The sequence below is a fragment of the Rhizobium sp. BIGb0125 genome, from assembly GCF_024810055.1.
Taxonomy (GTDB): Bacteria; Pseudomonadota; Alphaproteobacteria; order Rhizobiales; family Rhizobiaceae; genus Agrobacterium.
The window spans coordinates 71392-90520 of record NZ_JANUDV010000010.1; the positions used below are offsets into that span (position 1 = coordinate 71392).

Annotated in this window: 18 protein-coding genes and 1 tRNA gene; 9 read left to right on the forward strand and 10 right to left on the reverse strand. The window is 54.5% G+C overall.

Annotated elements, in window-relative coordinates:
• The first annotated feature begins 36 nt into the window (after window positions 1-36).
• Both M2418_RS23270 and M2418_RS23275 read left to right on the forward strand, forming a co-directional pair.
• Window positions 37-621, forward strand: a complete 585-nt coding sequence (locus tag M2418_RS23270) for a GNAT family N-acetyltransferase (RefSeq protein WP_259149410.1) — start codon at window positions 37-39, stop codon at window positions 619-621.
• Window positions 618-1067: an HIT family protein gene (locus tag M2418_RS23275; protein WP_259149411.1), complete on the forward strand. Its 450-nt coding sequence runs from the start codon at window positions 618-620 to the stop codon at window positions 1065-1067. The genes M2418_RS23270 and M2418_RS23275 overlap by 4 nt, the downstream gene beginning before the upstream one ends.
• Before the next feature lie 63 nt (window positions 1068-1130).
• Here M2418_RS23275 and M2418_RS23280 read toward each other — a convergent pair whose 3' ends face one another.
• The 4 genes from M2418_RS23280 to M2418_RS23295 all read right to left on the reverse strand — a co-directional run bounded on the left by M2418_RS23280 (window position 1131) and on the right by M2418_RS23295 (window position 4074).
• Window positions 1131-1745 (reverse strand): biliverdin-producing heme oxygenase, encoded by a 615-nt coding sequence (locus M2418_RS23280; protein WP_259149412.1) that lies wholly within the window; start codon window positions 1743-1745, stop codon window positions 1131-1133.
• Window positions 1746-2282: 537 nt separating this feature from the next.
• On the reverse strand, window positions 2283-3332 hold the full coding sequence (locus tag M2418_RS23285) for a hypothetical protein (RefSeq protein WP_259149418.1): 1050 nt from the start codon (window positions 3330-3332) through the stop codon (window positions 2283-2285).
• A gap of 131 nt (window positions 3333-3463) precedes the next feature.
• Window positions 3464-3539 (reverse strand) — tRNA-Ala (locus tag M2418_RS23290).
• Between the two features lie 151 nt (window positions 3540-3690).
• On the reverse strand, window positions 3691-4074 hold the full coding sequence (locus tag M2418_RS23295) for a TIGR02300 family protein (RefSeq protein WP_250985577.1): 384 nt from the start codon (window positions 4072-4074) through the stop codon (window positions 3691-3693).
• Window positions 4075-4301: 227 nt separating this feature from the next.
• On the opposite strand from M2418_RS23295, the gene cmk reads away from it, so the two are divergent.
• Both cmk and rpsA read left to right on the forward strand, forming a co-directional pair.
• The gene (gene cmk, locus M2418_RS23300; RefSeq protein ID WP_259149419.1) at window positions 4302-4937 is read left to right on the forward strand and encodes a (d)CMP kinase; all 636 of its coding nucleotides are present in this window, start codon (window positions 4302-4304) and stop codon (window positions 4935-4937) included.
• A gap of 164 nt (window positions 4938-5101) precedes the next feature.
• A complete protein-coding gene (gene rpsA / locus M2418_RS23305; protein ID WP_192491482.1) occupies window positions 5102-6802 on the forward strand; it encodes a 30S ribosomal protein S1 in 1701 nt (566 codons plus the stop codon).
• Window positions 6803-6912: 110 nt separating this feature from the next.
• On the opposite strand, the gene M2418_RS23310 is transcribed toward rpsA, so the two are convergent.
• From M2418_RS23310 to M2418_RS23325, 4 genes are all read right to left on the reverse strand, one after another.
• Window positions 6913-8520, reverse strand: coding sequence for a hypothetical protein (locus M2418_RS23310; protein WP_259149420.1), 1608 nt, complete (start codon window positions 8518-8520; stop codon window positions 6913-6915).
• Window positions 8521-8839: 319 nt separating this feature from the next.
• Window positions 8840-9151: a hypothetical protein gene (locus tag M2418_RS23315; protein ID WP_259149421.1), complete on the reverse strand. Its 312-nt coding sequence runs from the start codon at window positions 9149-9151 to the stop codon at window positions 8840-8842.
• 48 nt (window positions 9152-9199) lie between these two features.
• Window positions 9200-10468, reverse strand: coding sequence for a hypothetical protein (locus M2418_RS23320; protein ID WP_259149422.1), 1269 nt, complete (start codon window positions 10466-10468; stop codon window positions 9200-9202).
• Window positions 10469-10628: 160 nt separating this feature from the next.
• Complete coding sequence (locus tag M2418_RS23325) at window positions 10629-11255, reverse strand: ribonuclease D (RefSeq protein ID WP_192491485.1); 627 nt, start codon at window positions 11253-11255, stop codon at window positions 10629-10631.
• 176 nt (window positions 11256-11431) lie between these two features.
• On the opposite strand from M2418_RS23325, the gene M2418_RS23330 reads away from it, so the two are divergent.
• Together M2418_RS23330 and M2418_RS23335 are read left to right on the forward strand one after the other, a co-directional pair.
• Window positions 11432-12001, forward strand: coding sequence for a nucleoside 2-deoxyribosyltransferase (locus M2418_RS23330; protein WP_192491486.1), 570 nt, complete (start codon window positions 11432-11434; stop codon window positions 11999-12001).
• Window positions 12002-12065: 64 nt separating this feature from the next.
• Entirely contained in the window at window positions 12066-12818 is a 753-nt protein-coding gene (locus M2418_RS23335) for an SDR family oxidoreductase (protein WP_259149423.1), read from the forward strand.
• Window positions 12819-13277: 459 nt separating this feature from the next.
• Here the strand turns inward: M2418_RS23335 and M2418_RS23340 are convergent, their stop codons facing one another.
• Window positions 13278-13577, reverse strand: a complete 300-nt coding sequence (locus tag M2418_RS23340; protein WP_250985571.1) for a hypothetical protein — start codon at window positions 13575-13577, stop codon at window positions 13278-13280.
• A 596-nt stretch (window positions 13578-14173) separates the two neighbouring features.
• Window positions 14174-15337: a M20 aminoacylase family protein gene (locus tag M2418_RS23345; protein WP_250985570.1), complete on the reverse strand. Its 1164-nt coding sequence runs from the start codon at window positions 15335-15337 to the stop codon at window positions 14174-14176.
• A 201-nt stretch (window positions 15338-15538) separates the two neighbouring features.
• On the opposite strand from M2418_RS23345, the gene M2418_RS23350 reads away from it, so the two are divergent.
• The 3 genes from M2418_RS23350 to M2418_RS23360 all read left to right on the forward strand — a co-directional run bounded on the left by M2418_RS23350 (window position 15539) and on the right by M2418_RS23360 (window position 19098).
• Window positions 15539-16603, forward strand: coding sequence for a D-alanyl-D-alanine carboxypeptidase family protein (locus tag M2418_RS23350; RefSeq protein ID WP_405049474.1), 1065 nt, complete (start codon window positions 15539-15541; stop codon window positions 16601-16603).
• A 26-nt stretch (window positions 16604-16629) separates the two neighbouring features.
• On the forward strand, window positions 16630-17790 hold the full coding sequence (locus M2418_RS23355; RefSeq protein ID WP_259149424.1) for a GTP-binding protein: 1161 nt from the start codon (window positions 16630-16632) through the stop codon (window positions 17788-17790).
• Window positions 17791-17949: 159 nt separating this feature from the next.
• Window positions 17950-19098, forward strand: a complete 1149-nt coding sequence (locus tag M2418_RS23360) for a GNAT family N-acetyltransferase (protein ID WP_259149425.1) — start codon at window positions 17950-17952, stop codon at window positions 19096-19098.
• Window positions 19099-19129 lie beyond the last annotated feature (31 nt).

Genomic DNA, 19129 nt, shown 5'->3' on the forward strand with positions numbered 1-19129 from the left:
GATAGCGTCTGACATTTATGTTGCATGCGAGTATCAATGAACGACACACCCCATCCGCCCATCCGTACCGAACGCCTGACATTGCGACAATTTGCCAGAGATGATCTGGCCGCCTACAGCGCCTATCACACACGCGCCGATGTCTATCGCTTTCTTTACACCGCACCACCTGCGGCAGAAGCGCTGAAAGCCCAGTTTGAGGCAGTGCTGTCAGCACCTTTTGCAAATGATGGTGACACACTGCGTCTGGCCGTGACACGGTCCCAGGACGGCGCACTGATCGGTGAAGTTCTTTTGAAAATTGCCAGCAAGGCTGCCCTGCAGGCGGAAGTCGGCTACATCTTCAACCCCGCCTTTGCCGGAAAGGGATATGCAACGGAGGCTGTGCGCGCGATCATTGATCTGGGATTTGACCAGCTCGGCTATCACCGCATTTTTGCCCGACTAGATACACTCAATCATGGATCGATTGGCGTCGTTGAACGGCTGAATATGCGCAAGGAAGCGCACCTCATCCAGAATGACCGGTTCAACGACACCTGGGGTGATGAGTTCATCTACGCCATGCTGAAATCCGAATGGCAGGCCTCAAACGCCCAAGACATGAGAAGTAACCCATGAACCTCATCGAAGAACGGGTCGCCATGGCGCGCGCCAGTACAAACCCGTTTGTTATTTCCCGCCTGCCTTCCGGCTGGCTGGTGATTGGCGATGTGCAGCCACTTCCCGGATATTGTCTACTGCTGGCCGACCCAGTTGTTCCCAGCCTCAACGCACTCGACGCCAGACAGCGAATGGAATTCCTTCATGACATGGCTATGGTCGGCGACGCATTACTCGCGGTGACTGGCTGCGACCGCGTCAATTACGAAATATGGGGCAATAGTGAACCTGCCCTGCACGCACATATTATGCCACGCTATGCGACAGAAGCCGACGGGAAACGTCAGCGGCCGGCCTGCATGGGGTACTCCTGGAGCGATTCCCCCTCATCATCCGTTGATGAATATAAAGACCTCAAGGACAAGCTTCGGGCCTATCTGGAGCAGAAATATCAGACGGTCTGAGACCCAGATAGCAAAAGGGCGGGGAATCCCGCCCTTTCAAACATCAGAATTCTTCAGTCCAAATCAGCCGAGCTTTTCAACAGCATAAGCATGCACAGCGCGGAATGCATCCGACGCTGCAGCAACTGCGCGCTCTTCTTCTTCCTCGGTCAGCGCGATCTCATCGAGCGCTGCGGTAAATGTACGCCAATGCAGTCCACGCCCCTCTGGCGCACCAGCCAGGTGACGTGCGCCGAATTCCTCGTTCAAGCCAAGTTTGGCAGCATCCTTCAAAAGGAAGGCGGCGCCGAGATTGGAACCCTCGACCACATACAGCCAACCCATGGCTTCCGGCAGATCAAATGCACCACCCTTGGCGAAACGTGGCTCAGCAGATGGCGCAGGAACTTCAAGCCCAAGATCGGCTAGATCCTGCCTGATAAAGTCAAGACGGCGGCGACCCAATAGGTCTGGCAACATGCCATCCAGCTTTTCATTGTAGAAAAATGCATCCAGATCGCGGTGGAAAAGATACTGCGTCTGCACAAACTTGCCGAAATTTTCGCGGCTGGCAAAAGGTGCTGCACCGGTAATGAACTTGTCGAGGACCTCATGCGCTTCACGGGTCGCAGCCTTCATGCGCTTGGTGCGGCTTGCTTCTTTTTCCTGCCCAGCGGCAGCTGCTTGCGTGATGTCCATAAGGTGTCCCTCTCAAATAAGCGTGTTCCGCAACGCAATAAATCATGAGCCTATTACTCCATTTAGAATAAAAGGCAAACCCGCATGCGGTTGCAGAGACGTTTCTCACCCGTTTTTGGCGTTCATCCTGCATTCACATTGCAAATCGCACATTCCCGCCCGGTCACACCGCCTATGTGGCCTTGCGAGACCCGGTCGGGGGACCAAAGCTAGATTGGGTCTCGCAGAAGACAGCATGCCGTCACACCAATAAAATATAAGGGAGGACGCTTGTGACGTACGAATGGGACACGCGGAAAGCCCGCAAAAATCTTGCACTTCGAATCTGCACAAAAATGCTGGCTGCCATCGTCATCACAGCCATGCCGGTTGGCATTATGCTGTACACGATCGCGCATTGATTTTCTTGACATAGAGAAGTTTTGAAATTGCCTATATATAGCAATTTACGCAGATCAACGGGTAGACGATTTCGGCAGAAGTGAATCAAGGGGACCTATTAAAAGTTACGTAAAAGATTGAGGTGTTTGGCAGGTCCTAGCTCCTCACTGTTAGCTCATATTTGACGTCATACTTTCCCAACTCAAAAAATCGTTGGAGGATTTTCAGCGCGAGCGCATACGTGAATGCCGCAATCTCGAACGGTACTGGGTTTGAGTGCTTGGCGCCGGGGAAGCCGAACAAGTTTCGGTCATCAAATGAGTACGGTAGTGACACGTTTCCGTGGAAGAGTGCGTTTCGATACTTATAAAGCTCACGGAATTTGCCGACGATTTGGTCTTGATTTTCATCCAACAATGCACGCAAACGCAGTTCCAACACGCCACTATTTGCCTTGTCGGATGCAGTTGAAAGCATCGACTCAATCGCAGCCAAAGACCACATAAACATGACCAGTGGATTTTCTGACAATCTAAAAGTCTGAGAGATGTAGCTCAAGCCCTTCATAAATTGTGACTTTGGTTCGCCAGAGATTTCGTTTGGCTTGCCCCAGAGGAAGCCAAAGACATTCTTGGGCGATAACTTCCGTAATGCAACGTCTGACGCTAGAGTTGTATTAGCCCCCATGCCCATTTTGAAGCCTTCAGAAGTCGCTCTGTCGCCCCCACTGCGTGAGACGATGCGGCACGTAGAAACCGCCAGCGGATTCGCCAGATGCGCAGCCACCAGTATCGAGTATGCTTTTAGCTCAAAGTCACGAGCTAGTTCTCCGCGGAACACTGTGCCCTTGGAACGGCGGATAGCCTCTTGAACGTCAATGTTCTGGATACTGTCTCTCGCTTTGATCTGATCCAGTATTCGCGCGCGAGCTCGTTTCGAGTAGGCCGCAATGAGTTTACGATCTAGAGTGATTTGAAAGACCAGAACCTTTGAGGTGTCACATAGAGCATCAATGTTTGGAGTGAGCTTGATTAGGTTGGTGCCGCTGCGCTGCTCGATCTTGATGGTTGAGCCAGGAGCGTGATCCATGGCAACCTGCTCACTCATGCTAATGACAGGCCCCCAATCAGTTAGGCCTTCATTCTTTCCGATAATCTTTTGCGATAACGCAATCAGTTCAAACTTTTCGTTCAGCAGCGTCTTCATGGTTTCAACGCAAAATTATGGGTGAGAAAACTTGGTCTGAAATGTTGATAGGAATTAGTCGTGGAGTTTCGCCAACTCAGGCGTCACAGCTCGAACATATTTATCAATATTGAAGTTCGCCTGGGAAGATTTGGTGGAGCTAAGCGGGATCGAACCGCTGACCTCTTGCATGCCATGCAAGCGCTCTCCCAGCTGAGCTATAGCCCCATCAAGGGTTCCGGTTTTTCATCCGGTTCCGGGAAACCGAAGCGGTTTGTTTCCGTTCGGTGGCGGCTTATTACTTCCGCTGTTGGAAGATGGCAAGCCAAAAAATTCACCCGATGACATTTTTCTGTCATCGGGTGATTTATCAACAGGATCAGACTTCTTCGTCGTCGCCAGTCACACCGATGATGCCGGACATATCGTCATCGTCATCATCTTCGTCGGCTTCGAGGAATGTGTCGTCGTCGTCGTCCAACTCGACGTCATCGTCACCGATATCTGGAATGTCATCGCCGCTGTTGTCGCCGTCAGCATCTTCCAGCGACACAAGTTCGACTTCCGTGTTTTCGGTATCGACTTCTGCCACATCCTCTTCTTCTGCCTGCTCCAGCTTGGCTGCTGCTGTGCTTTCCTCGAAGTAGGACAGCGGCCAGGACTTGCCGGTGTAAGGAGAAACGATCGGGTCACGGTTGAGGTCGTAGAACTTCTTGCCGGTATCCGGGTCTACGCGCTTGGTTCCAAGTTCCGCTTTTGCCACTGTCAAAGCCTCAATTTTTTTTGAATGAGTTCGGTCTGTACGCCGTGGTTCCGGCAGTAGACGATAAAATTTCTAGCCGGTCCCCATAATCGTTGCAGTGTTGCCTGTCAAAGATAAACTTCAATTACCGCATCATCGACAAGTTTTCGGCACGAACGGGATGAATGCAAGCCTTCTTTATGATATCGCCCCCTCAACAGACAAAATGCCATCAGGATAACTGCAGCATGACCTTTACCATTGCCATCGACGGACCGGCCGCAGCCGGCAAGGGCACTCTTTCGCGCCGCATTGCCGAAACATACGGGTTCCATCATCTCGATACTGGCCTTACTTACCGTGCCACTGCTAAGGCCCTGCTCGATGCCAACCTGCCGCTGGATGATGAAGCAGTCGCGGAAAAGGTCGCTCTCGAGCTGGACCTTATGGGTCTTGATCGCTCGGTGTTGTCGCGCCACGAAATTGGCGAGGCTGCATCCAAAGTTGCCGTTATGCCAGCCGTGCGCCGTGCGCTGGTTGAGGCACAGCGCAAGTTTGCGACAAAGCAGCCGGGAACCGTGCTGGATGGTCGCGACATCGGCACCGTTGTCTGCCCCGCCGCACCGGTGAAGATTTATGTGACAGCATCGGCAGAGGTTAGGGCAAAACGTCGTTACGACGAAATTTTGGCCAATGGCACGGCAGCAGATTACGACGCCATTTTTGACGATGTGAAAAAGCGCGACGAACGCGACATGGGCCGTGCCGACAGCCCTTTGAAACCCGCTGAAGACGCGCACTTGCTTGATACGACAGAAATGAGTATAGAAGCCGCGTTTAAGGCCGCGAAAACCATCATAGACGCAGCCTTGCAAAAGAATTGACGTGACGGCGGAACCGGATCATCCGGTTTCTCATTTCACGGTAATGACCCGAAACGCGTCCCCGCGCCGAATAGCCTTCTTTGAAGGCGGATGTGATTTTCGGGTGTGATCAACACCAACACCGGCGCTCTTGTGTCCTTAACGGGGCACATTCAGGAGATTTCATGTCAGTAGCAAACCCCACGCGGGAGGATTTCGCAGCCCTCCTCGAAGAATCCTTCGCTTCCAACGATCTCGCCGAAGGCTATGTTGCCAAGGGTATCGTAACGGCCATCGAAAAGGACGTTGCAATCGTTGACGTCGGCCTCAAGGTTGAAGGCCGCGTACCGCTGAAGGAATTCGGCGCCAAGTCCAAGGACGGCTCGCTCAAGGTCGGCGACGAAGTCGAAGTTTACGTTGAGCGCATCGAAAACGCTCTGGGCGAAGCAGTTCTGTCGCGCGAGAAGGCTCGCCGCGAAGAGAGCTGGGTCAAGCTCGAAGCCAAGTTCGAAGCTGGCGAACGCGTCGAAGGCGTTATCTTCAACCAGGTCAAGGGTGGTTTCACCGTCGATCTGGACGGCGCTGTTGCCTTCCTTCCACGTTCGCAGGTCGACATTCGTCCGATCCGCGACGTTACTCCGCTGATGCACAACCCACAGCCGTTCGAAATCCTCAAGATGGACAAGCGCCGTGGCAACATCGTTGTATCGCGTCGTACGGTTCTCGAAGAGTCCCGCGCCGAGCAGCGTTCTGAAATCGTTCAGAACCTCGAAGAAGGCCAGGTTGTTGACGGCGTCGTCAAGAACATCACCGATTACGGTGCGTTCGTTGACCTCGGCGGCATCGACGGCCTGCTGCACGTCACCGACATGGCATGGCGCCGCGTCAACCATCCTTCGGAAATCCTCAACATTGGCCAGCAGGTCAAGGTTCAGATCATCCGTATCAACCAGGAAACCCACCGTATCTCGCTCGGCATGAAGCAGCTCGAGTCGGACCCATGGGATGGCATCTCCGCCAAGTACCCAGTTGGTAAGAAGATCTCCGGTACCGTCACCAACATCACCGACTACGGTGCATTTGTTGAGCTGGAGCCGGGCATCGAAGGCCTGATCCACATTTCCGAAATGTCCTGGACCAAGAAGAACGTACACCCCGGCAAGATCCTGTCCACAAGCCAGGAAGTTGACGTTGTCGTTCTCGAAGTTGATCCGTCCAAGCGCCGTATCTCGCTCGGTCTCAAGCAGACCCTCGAGAACCCATGGCAGGCATTTGCCTACAACCACCCAGCCGGCACTGAAGTCGAAGGCGAAGTCAAGAACAAGACCGAATTCGGCCTGTTCATCGGCCTCGAAGGCGACGTTGATGGCATGGTGCACCTGTCTGACCTCGACTGGAACCGTCCAGGCGAACAGGTTATCGAAGAATACAACAAGGGCGATGTCGTAAAGGCTGTCGTTCTGGATGTAGACGTCGAGAAGGAGCGTATTTCGCTCGGCATCAAGCAGCTCGGCAAGGACGCTGTTGGCGAAGCTGCTTCGTCCGGCGACCTGCGCAAGAACGCTGTCGTTTCGGCTGAAATCACTGCCGTTAACGAAGGTGGCATCGAAGTGAAGCTGGTCAACCACGAAGACCTGACTTCCTTCATCCGCCGTGCTGACCTTGCTCGCGACCGTGACGATCAGCGCCCTGAGCGTTTCTCGGTTGGCCAGACTGTCGACGCTCGCGTCGTCAACTTCTCGAAGAAAGACCGCAAGGTCATGCTTTCGATCAAGGCTCTGGAAATCGCAGAAGAGAAGGAAGCTGTTGCACAGTTCGGTTCGTCCGACAGCGGCGCTTCGCTCGGCGACATCCTCGGCGCAGCTCTGAAGAACCGCAGCGAGTAATCGTTACGGCTTTCGTCAGAAAGCGTTAGAAACAAAGAACCCGCCGAACCATTCGGCGGGTTTTTTATTGGCTATCGCATAACGGTATCATGTCGAAGGTGACCGATGCTTTAGGCCAATCCGCCCATACGCAGATAATAGGCTTCAGCACTCTCGCTATCGCTGGCTACAGTGCCATCATCAACTGTCTCATCGGTATTCTGCTCAGCCTCGGCTTGTTCATCAGGGGATTGCCCCTCATCGCCTTGCGCGTGAGCATCTTGCTGCCCTTCCTCACCGTCATCACTGGAAGACGGCCACCGACCGCGATGCGGAGACGAAGAATCCGGCTCATCCTTGGCCTGCGGATTAGCCACAAAGGGCATACCCAGACCTTCCTTGCTCAGGCTAGCAAGAGCTGATTGCAGAAGCGGTTGCTCAAGTGCGGCTTTGGCATCTGCCAAGCCCAGACCCTGCGGCACGCCATCAGCGCCATGACGTGCGGCAGGCAGTGGCGTTTCAGGATCTGATGATGAGGAAGCGGCAAATCCCGCAGCATTGGCCGCAACACCCGGTTTGCCGGTGTCCTGCTGTGTGCTTTCCAGCATCTGCGAAATAGCGGCGAGATAGGTAGAAGACCCTTCCGCCCGCTGCGGCAACTTCTGTCCCGCAAGCGATGTCAGCAGCAGGTTTTCCACATCCGTTTTGGTCAGTGTGCCCTTCGGATCCATGCGCCCGCCCGCTTCAGCGTTTTTGGCGGTTTCAGCCGCGCGGCCATCAACATGTGCTCGCGGCAGAGCGCGTTCGTCACGGGAAACCAATGGCTCGGACGACGACTTCTCTGTCTTTGTTGCCGCAGCTTCATTGATGTTGCGGTTTGCCACCTTTGCAGGATTGTCGTCCGCGATATCTTCTTGCTGCGGCACCGGTCCAGCTGCATTGACCCCGTCTTGTTTGGCACCGGTTGATGACGCTGCAGTATCCTGTTTCGTCGGTGCAGCAGAAGTACTCGCAGACGCCGCTGCGGCAACACCGTGGCGTCCTCCCGTCTTTGCGTCATCAACGGTATCATCAGGTGAAATAACTACGGCCGACAACGACGCTTTTTGCGCCTGCTCTGACGCCTTTGCGCCGGCAGCGTCAGCCTGTGTCGGCGGCTCCTGCATGGTGGCAGGACGAGGCTGTTGTGATTGACCTGCAGCCTGATCTTTGACCGGCAATGCTGCAATAAGATCATTGCCGGTATTCTGGCGATAAGACGATACGACGGCCTTGGCCGCCATATCACCCTTATATCGGGTCATTTCCAAGAGAACAGCAAGCCGCGCAGCATCCGGACCTGCCGGATTCTTCAAAACCTCGGCAATGATCTTCAAGGTCAGTCCCTGCAACACCTTGGCAAGTTGCTGGTTCAGCACTTCACGCTCGCTGGAAGACAGACCGCGAATGGCCTGCACAAGTCGATTGGCGTAATCATCAACACTCTCGGCGTCCTTGCGCGGAATATTGAGTATACGTCCCAGCGCCTCAGCCAGCACTGTCACACTTTGCGATAACTGCAACTGACCGGACAGCGCCAAAACGCTGGCGCGGCCAAGATTGGTGTTTTCCTGTGGGGCAACATTGCTGGAAGCCCCGCTATTGGGCGTCATTGTGCTGGCCGCACCGCCCTGCTGCTGGCTGGTGTAGCTGTTAAACGAGATATCCGTATTCGCAACTGCACGGACAGGCGTAAGCATGACGCGCTCCATTCAGGTTGAAAGACTACCCGCAACAAATGACCTTGCGTCTGTGCTTGCTGAATGAGCGTATTGATGGTGTAAGCCCATCAATAACAAGCCGCACGGACGGTAAAATTCATGACCGCTCATGCGGGTGTCCCGGCCAGTGTCGCCTTTTTCAGCTGAAAAAACCGAACCGTTCCCAACCATGGGACACGCCTGCGAATTCACAGCAGGCGCTTTGTGAATATAAAGAATCACTGATGTAAGGATGCGTTGAAAAACTTAATAATTCGCTAACCATAAACCGCTGGCTGTAGCTTGAGAGCTGCCACTCTTAAGGCGAGACGCCGACAAACATCCGGTAAAGGCCGTTATCGTCGGAATTGACAGAGGAAATGCTGGCCTTTGGCGGCTCCACGCTGTCAGCCATCGTCGGTTGCTGCGGTAACAGCGCATCGAGCCAACTGGCCTTGGGGTAAAGTCGAACCCGCGCCTTGGGGCGCATGTCTTCCATTTCATCGAGCGGAGTGATCGAATATTCGTCAACCGAAAACGGGTCGGCCGCCATTGATGGTGCCACGACATTCATCATGTTGCCGGTGGTCGTGTTATTGTCAGCTTGAAGCATATCCAGAATGTCAGGCATTACAGAACTCACATCATGTTTCGTTCATGGCATCTGCGAATGGCCCAATCACGCTGCATTGCGCTTGAGCAATTCGTATAATCCGTTGTCATCCACGCTGACCCAAAAAGGCGCGTCGCTTTTTCCGTGCTGCACGGCATCGAGAGCGTCAGCATAATCAGCCGCCTGCTCATCCAGACCCGTCTTTTCTGCATCATTATTGTCAGACGAGCCTGATGGTTCCTCTTCCGCAGCGTCTGCCTCGTTGTCATTATCAGCAGTGGTTGTTTTCTCGACCGACAGTCCGGCCGATAACAGCTGGATCATCTGGGCGGCAGCGGCAGCCTCGGCATTGCCTGTGTCGTCGCCGTCCTTGCCGTTCTTCGCCTGTTCCAGGCCCTCACGAACTGCCTCATGCATGTCGATAACATCATCCAGCTTTTGCGCGTGCTGGCGCTGCTCGATATCGGCTTCACGCTCAAGCTGCACTTCGGTGTCATTCACCTCGGTCGGGTCGCGTTTGGTCTTTTCCTGTTGTAACTCTTCAAGCGATTTGGGATCAGCCACGTCTTCCAGACGCTGGATCACCTTGCGCATTTCAAGCGTCATTCCCTGGTCGAGCTTGCTCTGCTCGTCCAGTATGCCCTTTATCTTCTGCGCGGCCTCGCCATAGGGACTGGCGACAGCGGAAATCAATTCGTTGATGGAAACACCCATGGCTTTCAGGCCGGTTGTTTCCTCAAGCTGTCTGGTGTTTACGGGCAGGCTTGCCCGCATTGCCGTCAGATACCCTGTCAGTTGCTCATTGAATGCATCGGGATCATCAGTGGAAAGATTGCCCTGTGTTGCCAGTCGCGCAATCAACTGCGTCGCCGCATCCGGCTTCAGCCCTTTTTCCTGGGCGGTACCATCCATCACGGAAATGATCGTCGAGACATCAAGGTTCAGCGAAGAGGCGCTGACCACGGTTGCCTCACCGGAGGAATTTGACTTTGGTACCATCTCCATAAAGGAGACGGCGTCCTGCAACCGTCGTGCAAAGGAAAAACCACTTTCATCGACGCCTTGTGTAATGCCAAGCGCAGACGCAACCCGGCCAATCAACGCGGCCATCTGGTTGCCTTCCTGCTTCAGATTACCGAAGAAATAGGCATTGATCTTTTGATTGGCAGCAGCAGTGACCGGATCATGCGTGATCTTCTGTTCAGCCGCATCATCCTTCTTCAGGCCCTCGAGCTCGTTTTCACGCTCCTGACGCAGCTCTTCTGCTTCCTCAAGCATTGAACGCATCAAATCGGATGCAATGATCCCGGAACCTGTCTGTAATGCTGGCAGCATGCGAATTTCCCGACTGCATCCCTGTAGAGAATACAGCCGAAGATAGGCACCAATCGTAAAGCAAGATTTAAAAGCCGGGCCCCAAAACTACCCGGTTTAAAGCAACGTAGAGCTTATCAGATGCGTTAGTACGCAGTGACTTCACGCTCCGCTACGGCCCTCAGCTATGGGCAAAAATATCAGTCTCTTCCCAGCCGAGAAGGTCAAGCTTCGCCCGAGTTGGCAGGAACGCGAAACAGGCGGTTGCATGGTCCTCCCGCCCGTCACGCACCAGTCGCTCGTTCAACTTGTCGCGCAGAGCATGCAGGTAAAGAACGTCGGAAGCCGCATATTCAAGCTGTGCCTGCGACAGCTTCGCTGCCGCCCAGTCGGAGGACTGCTGCGCCTTGGAAATATCAACCTCCAGCATTTCCTTGAGGTTGTCTTTCAGGCCATGCCGATCCGTGTAGGTGCGCGTCAGGCGTGACGCAATCTTGGTGCAGAACACTGGGGCAGAGGTGACCCCGAATGTGTGGAACAGCACGGCAATATCAAAACGGCCATAATGAAAGATCTTCTGACGCGCCGGATCAGCCAACATCGCCACAAGGTTCGGCGCCTCGGTCTGCCCTGCCGCAATGCGAATAACATCCGCAGAGCCGTCACCGGGTGAAAGTTGTACCACACACAGTCGGTCACGGCGCGGAACCAGACCGAGCGTTTCCGTATCGATGGCGATTGCCCCGGTATAACGCGCCGCATCCTCTGCACTGATATCACCCTCGTGACAGCGGATTGTCGTCGCCATTTTCTGCTCCAGACCTGATCTTTTCATCGTTCCGGCTATAGCGGAAACAGCGGTGCGACGATACCGCTTTTATATATTTTCACCATTGCCGACACTCATCGCCTGGCCTGGGCTTGCCTTCATGCTTCATCGCAAGATAGGTTGGCCGTCTTCCCTCAATTGCGACGAAAAACTCCATGACAAAAAAGCTATATCTTGCCGGACCGGAGGTATTTCTCTCCAACGCGCGCGAAATGCTGGACAGAAAAGCAGCACTGGCCCGTGAAGCCGGTTTCATACCGCTCTCGCCCGGTGATCTCGCCATTCCGCCTGCAGCAACCAAGACTGAGCATGGCTGCAACATCAACGCCATCGACGAGCAGATGATGCTTGAAGCCGACGGTGTGATTGCCAACCTCACCCCGTTTCGCGGTATCGCAGCCGATACCGGCACGACCTACGAGCTGGGTTTCATGTGTGCACTGGGCAAGCATGTTTTCGCTTACACCAATGTCGCGGACAATCATTTCACCCGCATCATGAACCATTATCACGGCATCGCCGCACAGGACGACGAAGGCCGTTATCGTGGCGCGGACGGACTGTCGATCGAGAACTTTGACATGGCTGACAACCTGATGCTGCACGGTGGCATTTTGCGCCGTGGCGGATCACTGATTGTCGGTGATGCAAAACCGGACGAAATCTACACCGATCTCACGGCATTCAAGCAATGCCTGAAGGTCGCCGCTGAAAAACTTCTGTAACAACGGAAACGGATAACGGGACTTTTGTTGGGAACGGCAAAAGTCCGGCAATGGAGACAACGGCATGAACGGAACAATCCTCATTACCGGCGCAACGGCTGGTTTCGGTCGCGCAACGGCAAAGCTTTTCATCGCCAATGGCTGGAAAGTCATCGGCACCGGCCGTCGTGCAGAACGCCTTGAGGCCCTGAAACAGGAACTGGGCGACAATTTTTACGGCTCAGTTTTCGACATTACCGACGAAGCCGCCATGCGTACCGCACTTGAGGCGCTTCCCGAGGCTTTCCGCGACATTGACATCCTGGTCAACAATGCCGGCCTGGCACTTGGCACGGGAACCGCGCCACAGGTTCCGCTAAAAGACTGGCACACCATGATCGACACCAACGTGACCGGTCTGGTCAACATCACGCATAGCATTCTGCCAACCTTGATTGAGCGCCGCGGCATCATCATCAATCTGGCATCGGTTGCGGCAAACTGGCCTTACACAGGCGGTAATGTCTACGGCGCAACGAAAGCCTTCTTGCGGCAGTTTTCGCTCGGCCTGCGCTCCGACATGCATGGCAAAGGTGTGCGTGTTACGTCGATTGAACCGGGCATGTGCGAGACAGAGTTCACGCTGGTCCGTACCGGTGGCAACCAGGCTGCGTCTGACAACCTCTATAAGGGCGTCAATCCGCTGACGGCAGATGATATTGCCAACACCATTCACTGGATTGCCACCCAGCCAAAGCACATCAACATCAACAGCATCGAGATCATGCCGGTCAATCAGTCCTTTGCAGGTTTCCAAATCTATCGGGAAACCCAGTAAAACAAGGCTTTTTCGCCTGCAGTGATCAAAAACAATGCAGCAAATACCGACCTATGCAAAAATGCATTGCTGCGTTGCGAGACTTGCGCTATTCATCGGCGGAGATTGGTTTATATATCTAAACATCGAAGCGACGCACTCCTCCTCCCAGCGTCGCTAGATGTGGATCGGCGATACTCCTCCTCCCAATTGCCGATCAAGTTTAAAGCCTGCCGCACCTCCTCCCGCGGCAGGCTTTTTCCGTTTCAGAGCCCTGAAAACAAAAATCCCACGCACCGTACCTCATGCCGGCAACGGAACGATCAAGTCTGGTCGACAGGGAAAATATTCATTGAATGAATGTGGCAAATACCCGGGGGGATGACCGCCGCCCAATTTGGTGTGGGCAAATCCCAACAGCTTGAGCCGGGCACACCTTGGCGGTGGCCCGAACAGCAGAGCCTAAAAGGCAACGCGAAGCTATTGAGCGACGTCGAGCGAATAACGATCGATACGACCTTGAAGCGCAGTCACGACAGCAGACAGGAACTCACGGCGGCGGGGTTCGGCGGCTGTCTGCAGCGTCACGTTCAACCGGTCACAGATTTTGCTCATAAACCCCACATGGTCGAAACGGTCAGCTTTGATGTTGACCTCAACCTCGTCCATATAATGGGCCAGATGCGGCTCGAACTCCAGGTTCACATCCATCTGGTAGTGGGTGGCCATCTGTTCGGCGAGCGTCCCCATCTGTACGTAGGGTCCAAATTCGTGTCTCATCAAGTCTCCTCTTGTCTGTCTGGCGACTTAGATAGGTGTTGCTTGTAACAGGTGCGAGATCAACTGCTTGATGAACATGACACAGGAGCCGTAATCACAGCTTTGTGATTACGTAGCTGTGTAGTGGCAAGGAAGCCGGATTTCTCCGCCAACCCGCAAACCAATTTAGCGCTTTGAAAACGGCTTAATTTCGTTGGTGTCCACGAGAGGATTCGAACCTCCGACCCCAGGATTCATACCACTTCGGCTTTAGCCGCCGTCATCAGACGTTCGTGGTCTGGACTGTCCCTTCACCATGGACCTTGACGGCCGTTAGGTGCTGCCCATCCAGTCTCTACACCTTCACCGGATTTCTCCGGAGCTTGGCTCGGGATTGGCATGCTGGAAGCCCAGCGAAGCGTTCCCCGACTTTGAGCAGATCGATTGTGCGGTTTCCCGGCACAACCCCCAATTTTAACTTAGGAATCCTGTGCTCTATCCTGCTGAGCTACGTGGACACTCAACGCCAGCTTCTTAACCCGCCAAAATGATTGGATCAACCGCCTTGTTGGCGTGCGCCACTGAAAATCAGGGAATGCCTGCCAAGGACCATGGGATCAATCTGCCAGCCTCTGCTCAACAAGCCGTACCCAGTACGAAACGCCATAAGGAATAACTTCGTCGTTGAAGTCATACGCCGGGTTATGCAGGCCTGCAGTTTCACCATTACCAATGAAGATAAAGGCGCCGGGACGTTCCTTCAGCATGTAGGAAAAGTCCTCCCCTGCCATCGAAGGATCGACCTCGGCATTCACATTGGTTTCGCCAACGATCTGGCGTGCAACCGCTGCGGCATAATCCGTCTCAGCGGCATGGTTGAAAGTGACCGGGCAGGCGCGCTCATACTCTAAATCCGCCGTTGCACCATGCGCAGCGACAAGGCCTTCCACCACCTGATGGATACGTTTTTCCGCCAGGTCCCGAACCGTCTCATCCAATGTGCGCACCGTACCAGCCAGCACCGCTTCGTTGGGAATGATATTGAAGCTGGATCCGGACTGAAACTTGGTGACCGACACGACAATGGAGCGCACAGGGTCAGTATTGCGCGACGCTATCAGCTGCAGGCTGCCGACCAACTGGGCGGCGATGGCGATCGGATCGATGGTGCTGTGCGGTTGGGCAGCATGTCCGCCCCTGCCCTTGACTGTAATGAAAAACTTGTCAGGCGCTGCCATGATGCCACCCTTGCGAATGGCAAATTCGCCAAGTGCAATGCCCGGCATATTGTGCATGCCGTAAACTTCATCAATGCCAAACCGGTCGATAAAACCATCTTCAACCATGGCAAGCGCACCTGCGCCACCTTCTTCGGCCGGCTGGAAAATTACTGCAACGGAACCGCTGAAATTACGTGTTTCGGCCAGATATTTTGCAGCCCCTAGCAACATCGCCATATGCCCGTCATGTCCGCAGGCATGCATTTTTCCGGATGTTTTCGAGGCCCAGGCCTTGCCGGTTTCTTCCACCATTGGCAGCGCATCCATGTCTGCCCGCAGGCCGATAACACGGTCGCTGTCACCCTTGCCACGGATGATGCCAACCACGCCGGTGCGGCCAATACCGGTCACGATCTCGTCAACACCAAAAGATTTCAATTTTTCTTCAACGAAGGCTGCGGTGTTGAATACGTCGTAGAGAATTTCAGGGTTCTCATGCAGATGATGCCGCCATCCGGTAATTTCTGCTTGCATTTCAGCGGCTCTGTTCAAAATCGGCATGATGAAAATTCCCGGGCCTTCAATATAAAAGTGTGAATCGTTGAGTTCGGTTGCAGATAGTGCGCCGCAGTATTGACGTAATCAATGTACTTTGCCATCCCTTGGTCATATATGGTGAATATTGCCAATCCCGGATTGAATACGGGAATTTGAGGACACGTCTTGCCACACGCACACAGATCACCTGCAGCACGCCGTCTGATGACGGCTCTGGTCGCCGCTTCTACCGGCTTGATGGCAATTGCCACAACAGCACAGGCAAACCCCAAAATGGTGGTGGATGTCAAAAGTGGTAAGGTTATCGCCCATGAAGAAGCGTTCCGCAAATGGTACCCGGCATCACTGACCAAGCTGATGACCGCCTACATCGCGTTCAGTGCCATGAAGTCGGGCAAGATCAGCCCTGAAACGGAAGTGATCGTCAGCAAACGCGCGGCCGATCAGCCCGCCAGCAAGATGTATTTCAAGCCCGGCCAGAAACTGACCATGGACAGCGCGCTCAAGCTGCTGCTGATCAAATCGGCCAACGACGTGGCAGTTGCCATTGCCGAAAGACTGGGTGGCACAAACGAAAACTTCGTGGCGCAGATGAATGCGCAGGCCGCACGGCTTGGCATGTCTTCGACTCATTTCATCAATCCGAATGGTCTGCCGGGCAAAGGCCAGTACACCACGGCCCGCGACCTTGCCGTGCTGGCGCTGATCCTTAAGCGTGAATTCCCTGAATATGCCGGTTATTTCTCGCTGGAAGGCGTGACCACCGGCAAGAAAAACTATGCCAACTACAACATGCTGGTCGGCCGCTTCGATGGCGCTGATGGCATGAAGACCGGTTTCATCTGTGCATCCGGCTTCAATCAGGTATCGTCTGCAACCCGTAACGGCCGCTCGGTGATCTCCGTTGTGCTTGGCGCAGACAGTCTTGGTGGACGTACCGACGCATCTGCAGACCTCCTGCAGATGGGCCTGACCTCGTCGTCGGGGGCAGGAACCTCGATTGCGTCGCTCGCTGCCTACGGCCCGGGACAGGATGCCGTCACCGACATCAGCGCGGAAATCTGTAATCCCAAAGCCCAGAAGGTGCGCAGCGAAGGCCGCGACGATGCCGGGCGCATGATTACCCACTCACCCTACATTCAGGAAATGACACGCCCACCGCAATATTCCTTTGCTGGCCTCATTCCGGGCAGTGAAACCGTTGCTGCCAACGACACCAAGGGCAGTGCAGTCAATGTTCCAATCCCGATCCCGCGTCCGTCTTTCTGACTGAGCGCATAAGACAACATCGTATCATGGCACAGACACGCATTCCCGTTTCGATCATCACCGGCTTCCTCGGAGCTGGTAAATCAACGTTGCTCAACCACCTGCTGAAAGATCCTGTGATGCAGGATGCCGCCATCATCATCAATGAATTTGGTGATGTCAGCATCGATCACATGCTGGTTGAATCCTCCAGCGATGCGATTGTCGAACTGGCCGATGGCTGCCTGTGCTGCACCGTGCGCGGTGAACTGGTGGATACGCTTGCTGAACTGATGGAGGGTATCCAGACCGGCAAGATCAAACCGATCAAGCGCGTGGTCATTGAAACAACTGGGCTGGCCGATCCGGCCCCGGTAATGCAGTCCGTCATGGGCAATCCGGTCATTGCCCAGAACTTTGTCCTCAACGGCATGATCACTGTTGTCGACGCTGCCAATGGTGCACAGACCCTCGACAATCATATTGAAGCGGTAAAACAGGCGGCTGTGGCCGACCGTCTGATCATCTCAAAAAAAACACTCGCCGACCCTGAAAAGCTCAAGCAGCTGATGGAGCGTCTGAAGACGCTTAATCCGCGTGCCCCGGTTCTGGATGCAGATGACAAGACTAACCTGACATCGGCCATTCTCGAGAATGGCCTTTATGACACGACCAGCAAACATGCAGATGTAAGCCGCTGGCTGGGTGAAGAAGATCACGCCCATCACCACCATGAACACAGCCACGAGCACGAGCACGAGCACGAGCACGAGCACGAGCACGAGCACGAGCACCATGGCCACCACCATCATCACGATGTAAACCGCCATGATGAGAGCATCCGCTCTTTTTCGATCATTCACGACCGCCCGATCGAGCCTGCGGCTATCGAGATGTTCATTGACCTTTTGCGCTCCGCCCATTCCGAGCGATTGCTGCGCATGAAAGCCATTATCCAGCTGGCGGATAATCCCGAGCGACCTTTGGTCCTTCATGGTGTGCAGAACATATTTCATGCACCGGAGCGGCTTGCCGCATGGCCAGACCAGAACGACCGCCGCACCCGCATGGTGATGATCACCAAGGATCTGCCGGAAGCATTTGTGCAGGATCTTTTTGGCGCCTTCGTTGGCAAACCACGCATCGACAAGCCCGATGCGCAGGCTTTGAGCGACAACCCGCTTGCCATTCCTGGCATGCGCATGTGACGCGCCGACTGTCTCATTCAGGGTCGCAATTGCAGCTATGCTCACCCAGCGGGGTGAGTATTTTTTTACTTTCCGACCCTATGCTCAACATTCGAATACTCATCTATTCGAAGATAATGCGATGAACGCATACGATGCACTCGATCGGTAATCGCGCATATGACGACAACGGGCTTGAAGACCGTCTCATCACAGTCGACAGTCACCGCAGCTGATGCGGCAGCGGGTATCCGCGCCATGCACAAAGGCGATATCGATGCGGCGGAAACATTGTTCAGCGCCGCCTTTCGCAAAAAAACGCCCCCAGCCGGCTCGGAACTGCGCGCTTACATTGCCAGCCTGTTTTTTGACAGTCCACCCTATACGACCGACAATGGCAGCATCGTTCACGACGATGGCAACGGTAACATCGACAGCGCAATCTTTGCCTTGCCCATGACATTTCACACCGTGGACCGCACCGCGGTGGCACGTCTGTTATGCGCCTTTGTCTCCAGCGGTGCCAAAGGGGCACTGGGTGCTGCACGTCTGGCCCGCAACGTGCGCGCCACCCAGCAGGACATGTGTTTTTCCGACACGTCATCGGCCACCAGTGCGGACCACTGCATTGCTGCCGGCGGCATTATCCTGCCAATACAAAGCCTTGACTGGCACCGGGTATTCCAACCGGTCGCAGCGCTGGCGCTGCGGCTGCAAAAGCGGATAAACCTGCCCGGCATCGATCTAATGTTACCGCTCTGCCGTATGTTCGATACGGCACTGGCCAAATGGAAGCCCGGTTTCAGACCGGTCGGTGATTTCGGTTTTCAATGCAAACTTGAGGAGCCATCGGCCTTTTTTGAACATATCGCCCCGATGACCCGCCGTTTTGCCATTCGCCCTGAATGGAGGAAAATCGAATTTGACTGGCTGATTGAAAAGGCAAAATTGAACCGTAAACTCGGCAAGCTGCAATGCGGCATCGTCGAGGACCGCCAAGGCACTGTTATCGGCGCCTTCCTGTTTTTCGGCAATAAAAAGCGGGTCGCCACGGTTTTGAACATTCTGTGCCAACCGGGCAAGGAACTGGACGTGACGCGGGAAATGTTCGCGTTTCTCAATATCGCCGGTCACGCAACCTCACAGGGCATGGCGCAACCCTTCCTGATGAACGCGCTTGGTCGACAGCGTTTGATGAGTTTCCGGCACCGCGGATATTTCTGCATCAGCACGCGTCATGACGACCTGAAACAGGCAGCGCTGTTGGGCGACATCTATATTGGCGGTCTGGCATCCGAACAATGGAGCCGGATGCTGACAGATTTCTAGCATCCACCAACGCGTCCGAACTACCACAGGA

What these genes read in the sequence shown, in the direction of transcription:
- M2418_RS23270 (WP_259149410.1), top strand. Translation starts at nt 37, where the DNA reads ATGAACGACACACCCCATCCGCCCATCCGTACCGAACGCCTGACATTG.
- M2418_RS23275 (WP_259149411.1), top strand. Translation starts at nt 618, where the DNA reads ATGAACCTCATCGAAGAACGGGTCGCCATGGCGCGCGCCAGTACAAAC.
- M2418_RS23280 (WP_259149412.1), bottom strand. Translation starts at nt 1,745, where the DNA reads ATGGACATCACGCAAGCAGCTGCCGCTGGGCAGGAAAAAGAAGCAAGC.
- M2418_RS23285 (WP_259149418.1), bottom strand. Translation starts at nt 3,332, where the DNA reads ATGAAGACGCTGCTGAACGAAAAGTTTGAACTGATTGCGTTATCGCAA.
- cmk (WP_259149419.1), top strand. Translation starts at nt 4,302, where the DNA reads ATGACCTTTACCATTGCCATCGACGGACCGGCCGCAGCCGGCAAGGGC.
- rpsA (WP_192491482.1), top strand. Translation starts at nt 5,102, where the DNA reads ATGTCAGTAGCAAACCCCACGCGGGAGGATTTCGCAGCCCTCCTCGAA.
- M2418_RS23310 (WP_259149420.1), bottom strand. Translation starts at nt 8,520, where the DNA reads ATGCTTACGCCTGTCCGTGCAGTTGCGAATACGGATATCTCGTTTAAC.
- M2418_RS23315 (WP_259149421.1), bottom strand. Translation starts at nt 9,151, where the DNA reads ATGCCTGACATTCTGGATATGCTTCAAGCTGACAATAACACGACCACC.
- M2418_RS23320 (WP_259149422.1), bottom strand. Translation starts at nt 10,468, where the DNA reads ATGCTGCCAGCATTACAGACAGGTTCCGGGATCATTGCATCCGATTTG.
- M2418_RS23325 (WP_192491485.1), bottom strand. Translation starts at nt 11,255, where the DNA reads ATGGCGACGACAATCCGCTGTCACGAGGGTGATATCAGTGCAGAGGAT.
- M2418_RS23330 (WP_192491486.1), top strand. Translation starts at nt 11,432, where the DNA reads ATGACAAAAAAGCTATATCTTGCCGGACCGGAGGTATTTCTCTCCAAC.
- M2418_RS23335 (WP_259149423.1), top strand. Translation starts at nt 12,066, where the DNA reads ATGAACGGAACAATCCTCATTACCGGCGCAACGGCTGGTTTCGGTCGC.
- M2418_RS23340 (WP_250985571.1), bottom strand. Translation starts at nt 13,577, where the DNA reads ATGAGACACGAATTTGGACCCTACGTACAGATGGGGACGCTCGCCGAA.
- M2418_RS23345 (WP_250985570.1), bottom strand. Translation starts at nt 15,337, where the DNA reads ATGCCGATTTTGAACAGAGCCGCTGAAATGCAAGCAGAAATTACCGGA.
- M2418_RS23350 (WP_405049474.1), top strand. Translation starts at nt 15,539, where the DNA reads ATGACGGCTCTGGTCGCCGCTTCTACCGGCTTGATGGCAATTGCCACA.
- M2418_RS23355 (WP_259149424.1), top strand. Translation starts at nt 16,630, where the DNA reads ATGGCACAGACACGCATTCCCGTTTCGATCATCACCGGCTTCCTCGGA.
- M2418_RS23360 (WP_259149425.1), top strand. Translation starts at nt 17,950, where the DNA reads ATGACGACAACGGGCTTGAAGACCGTCTCATCACAGTCGACAGTCACC.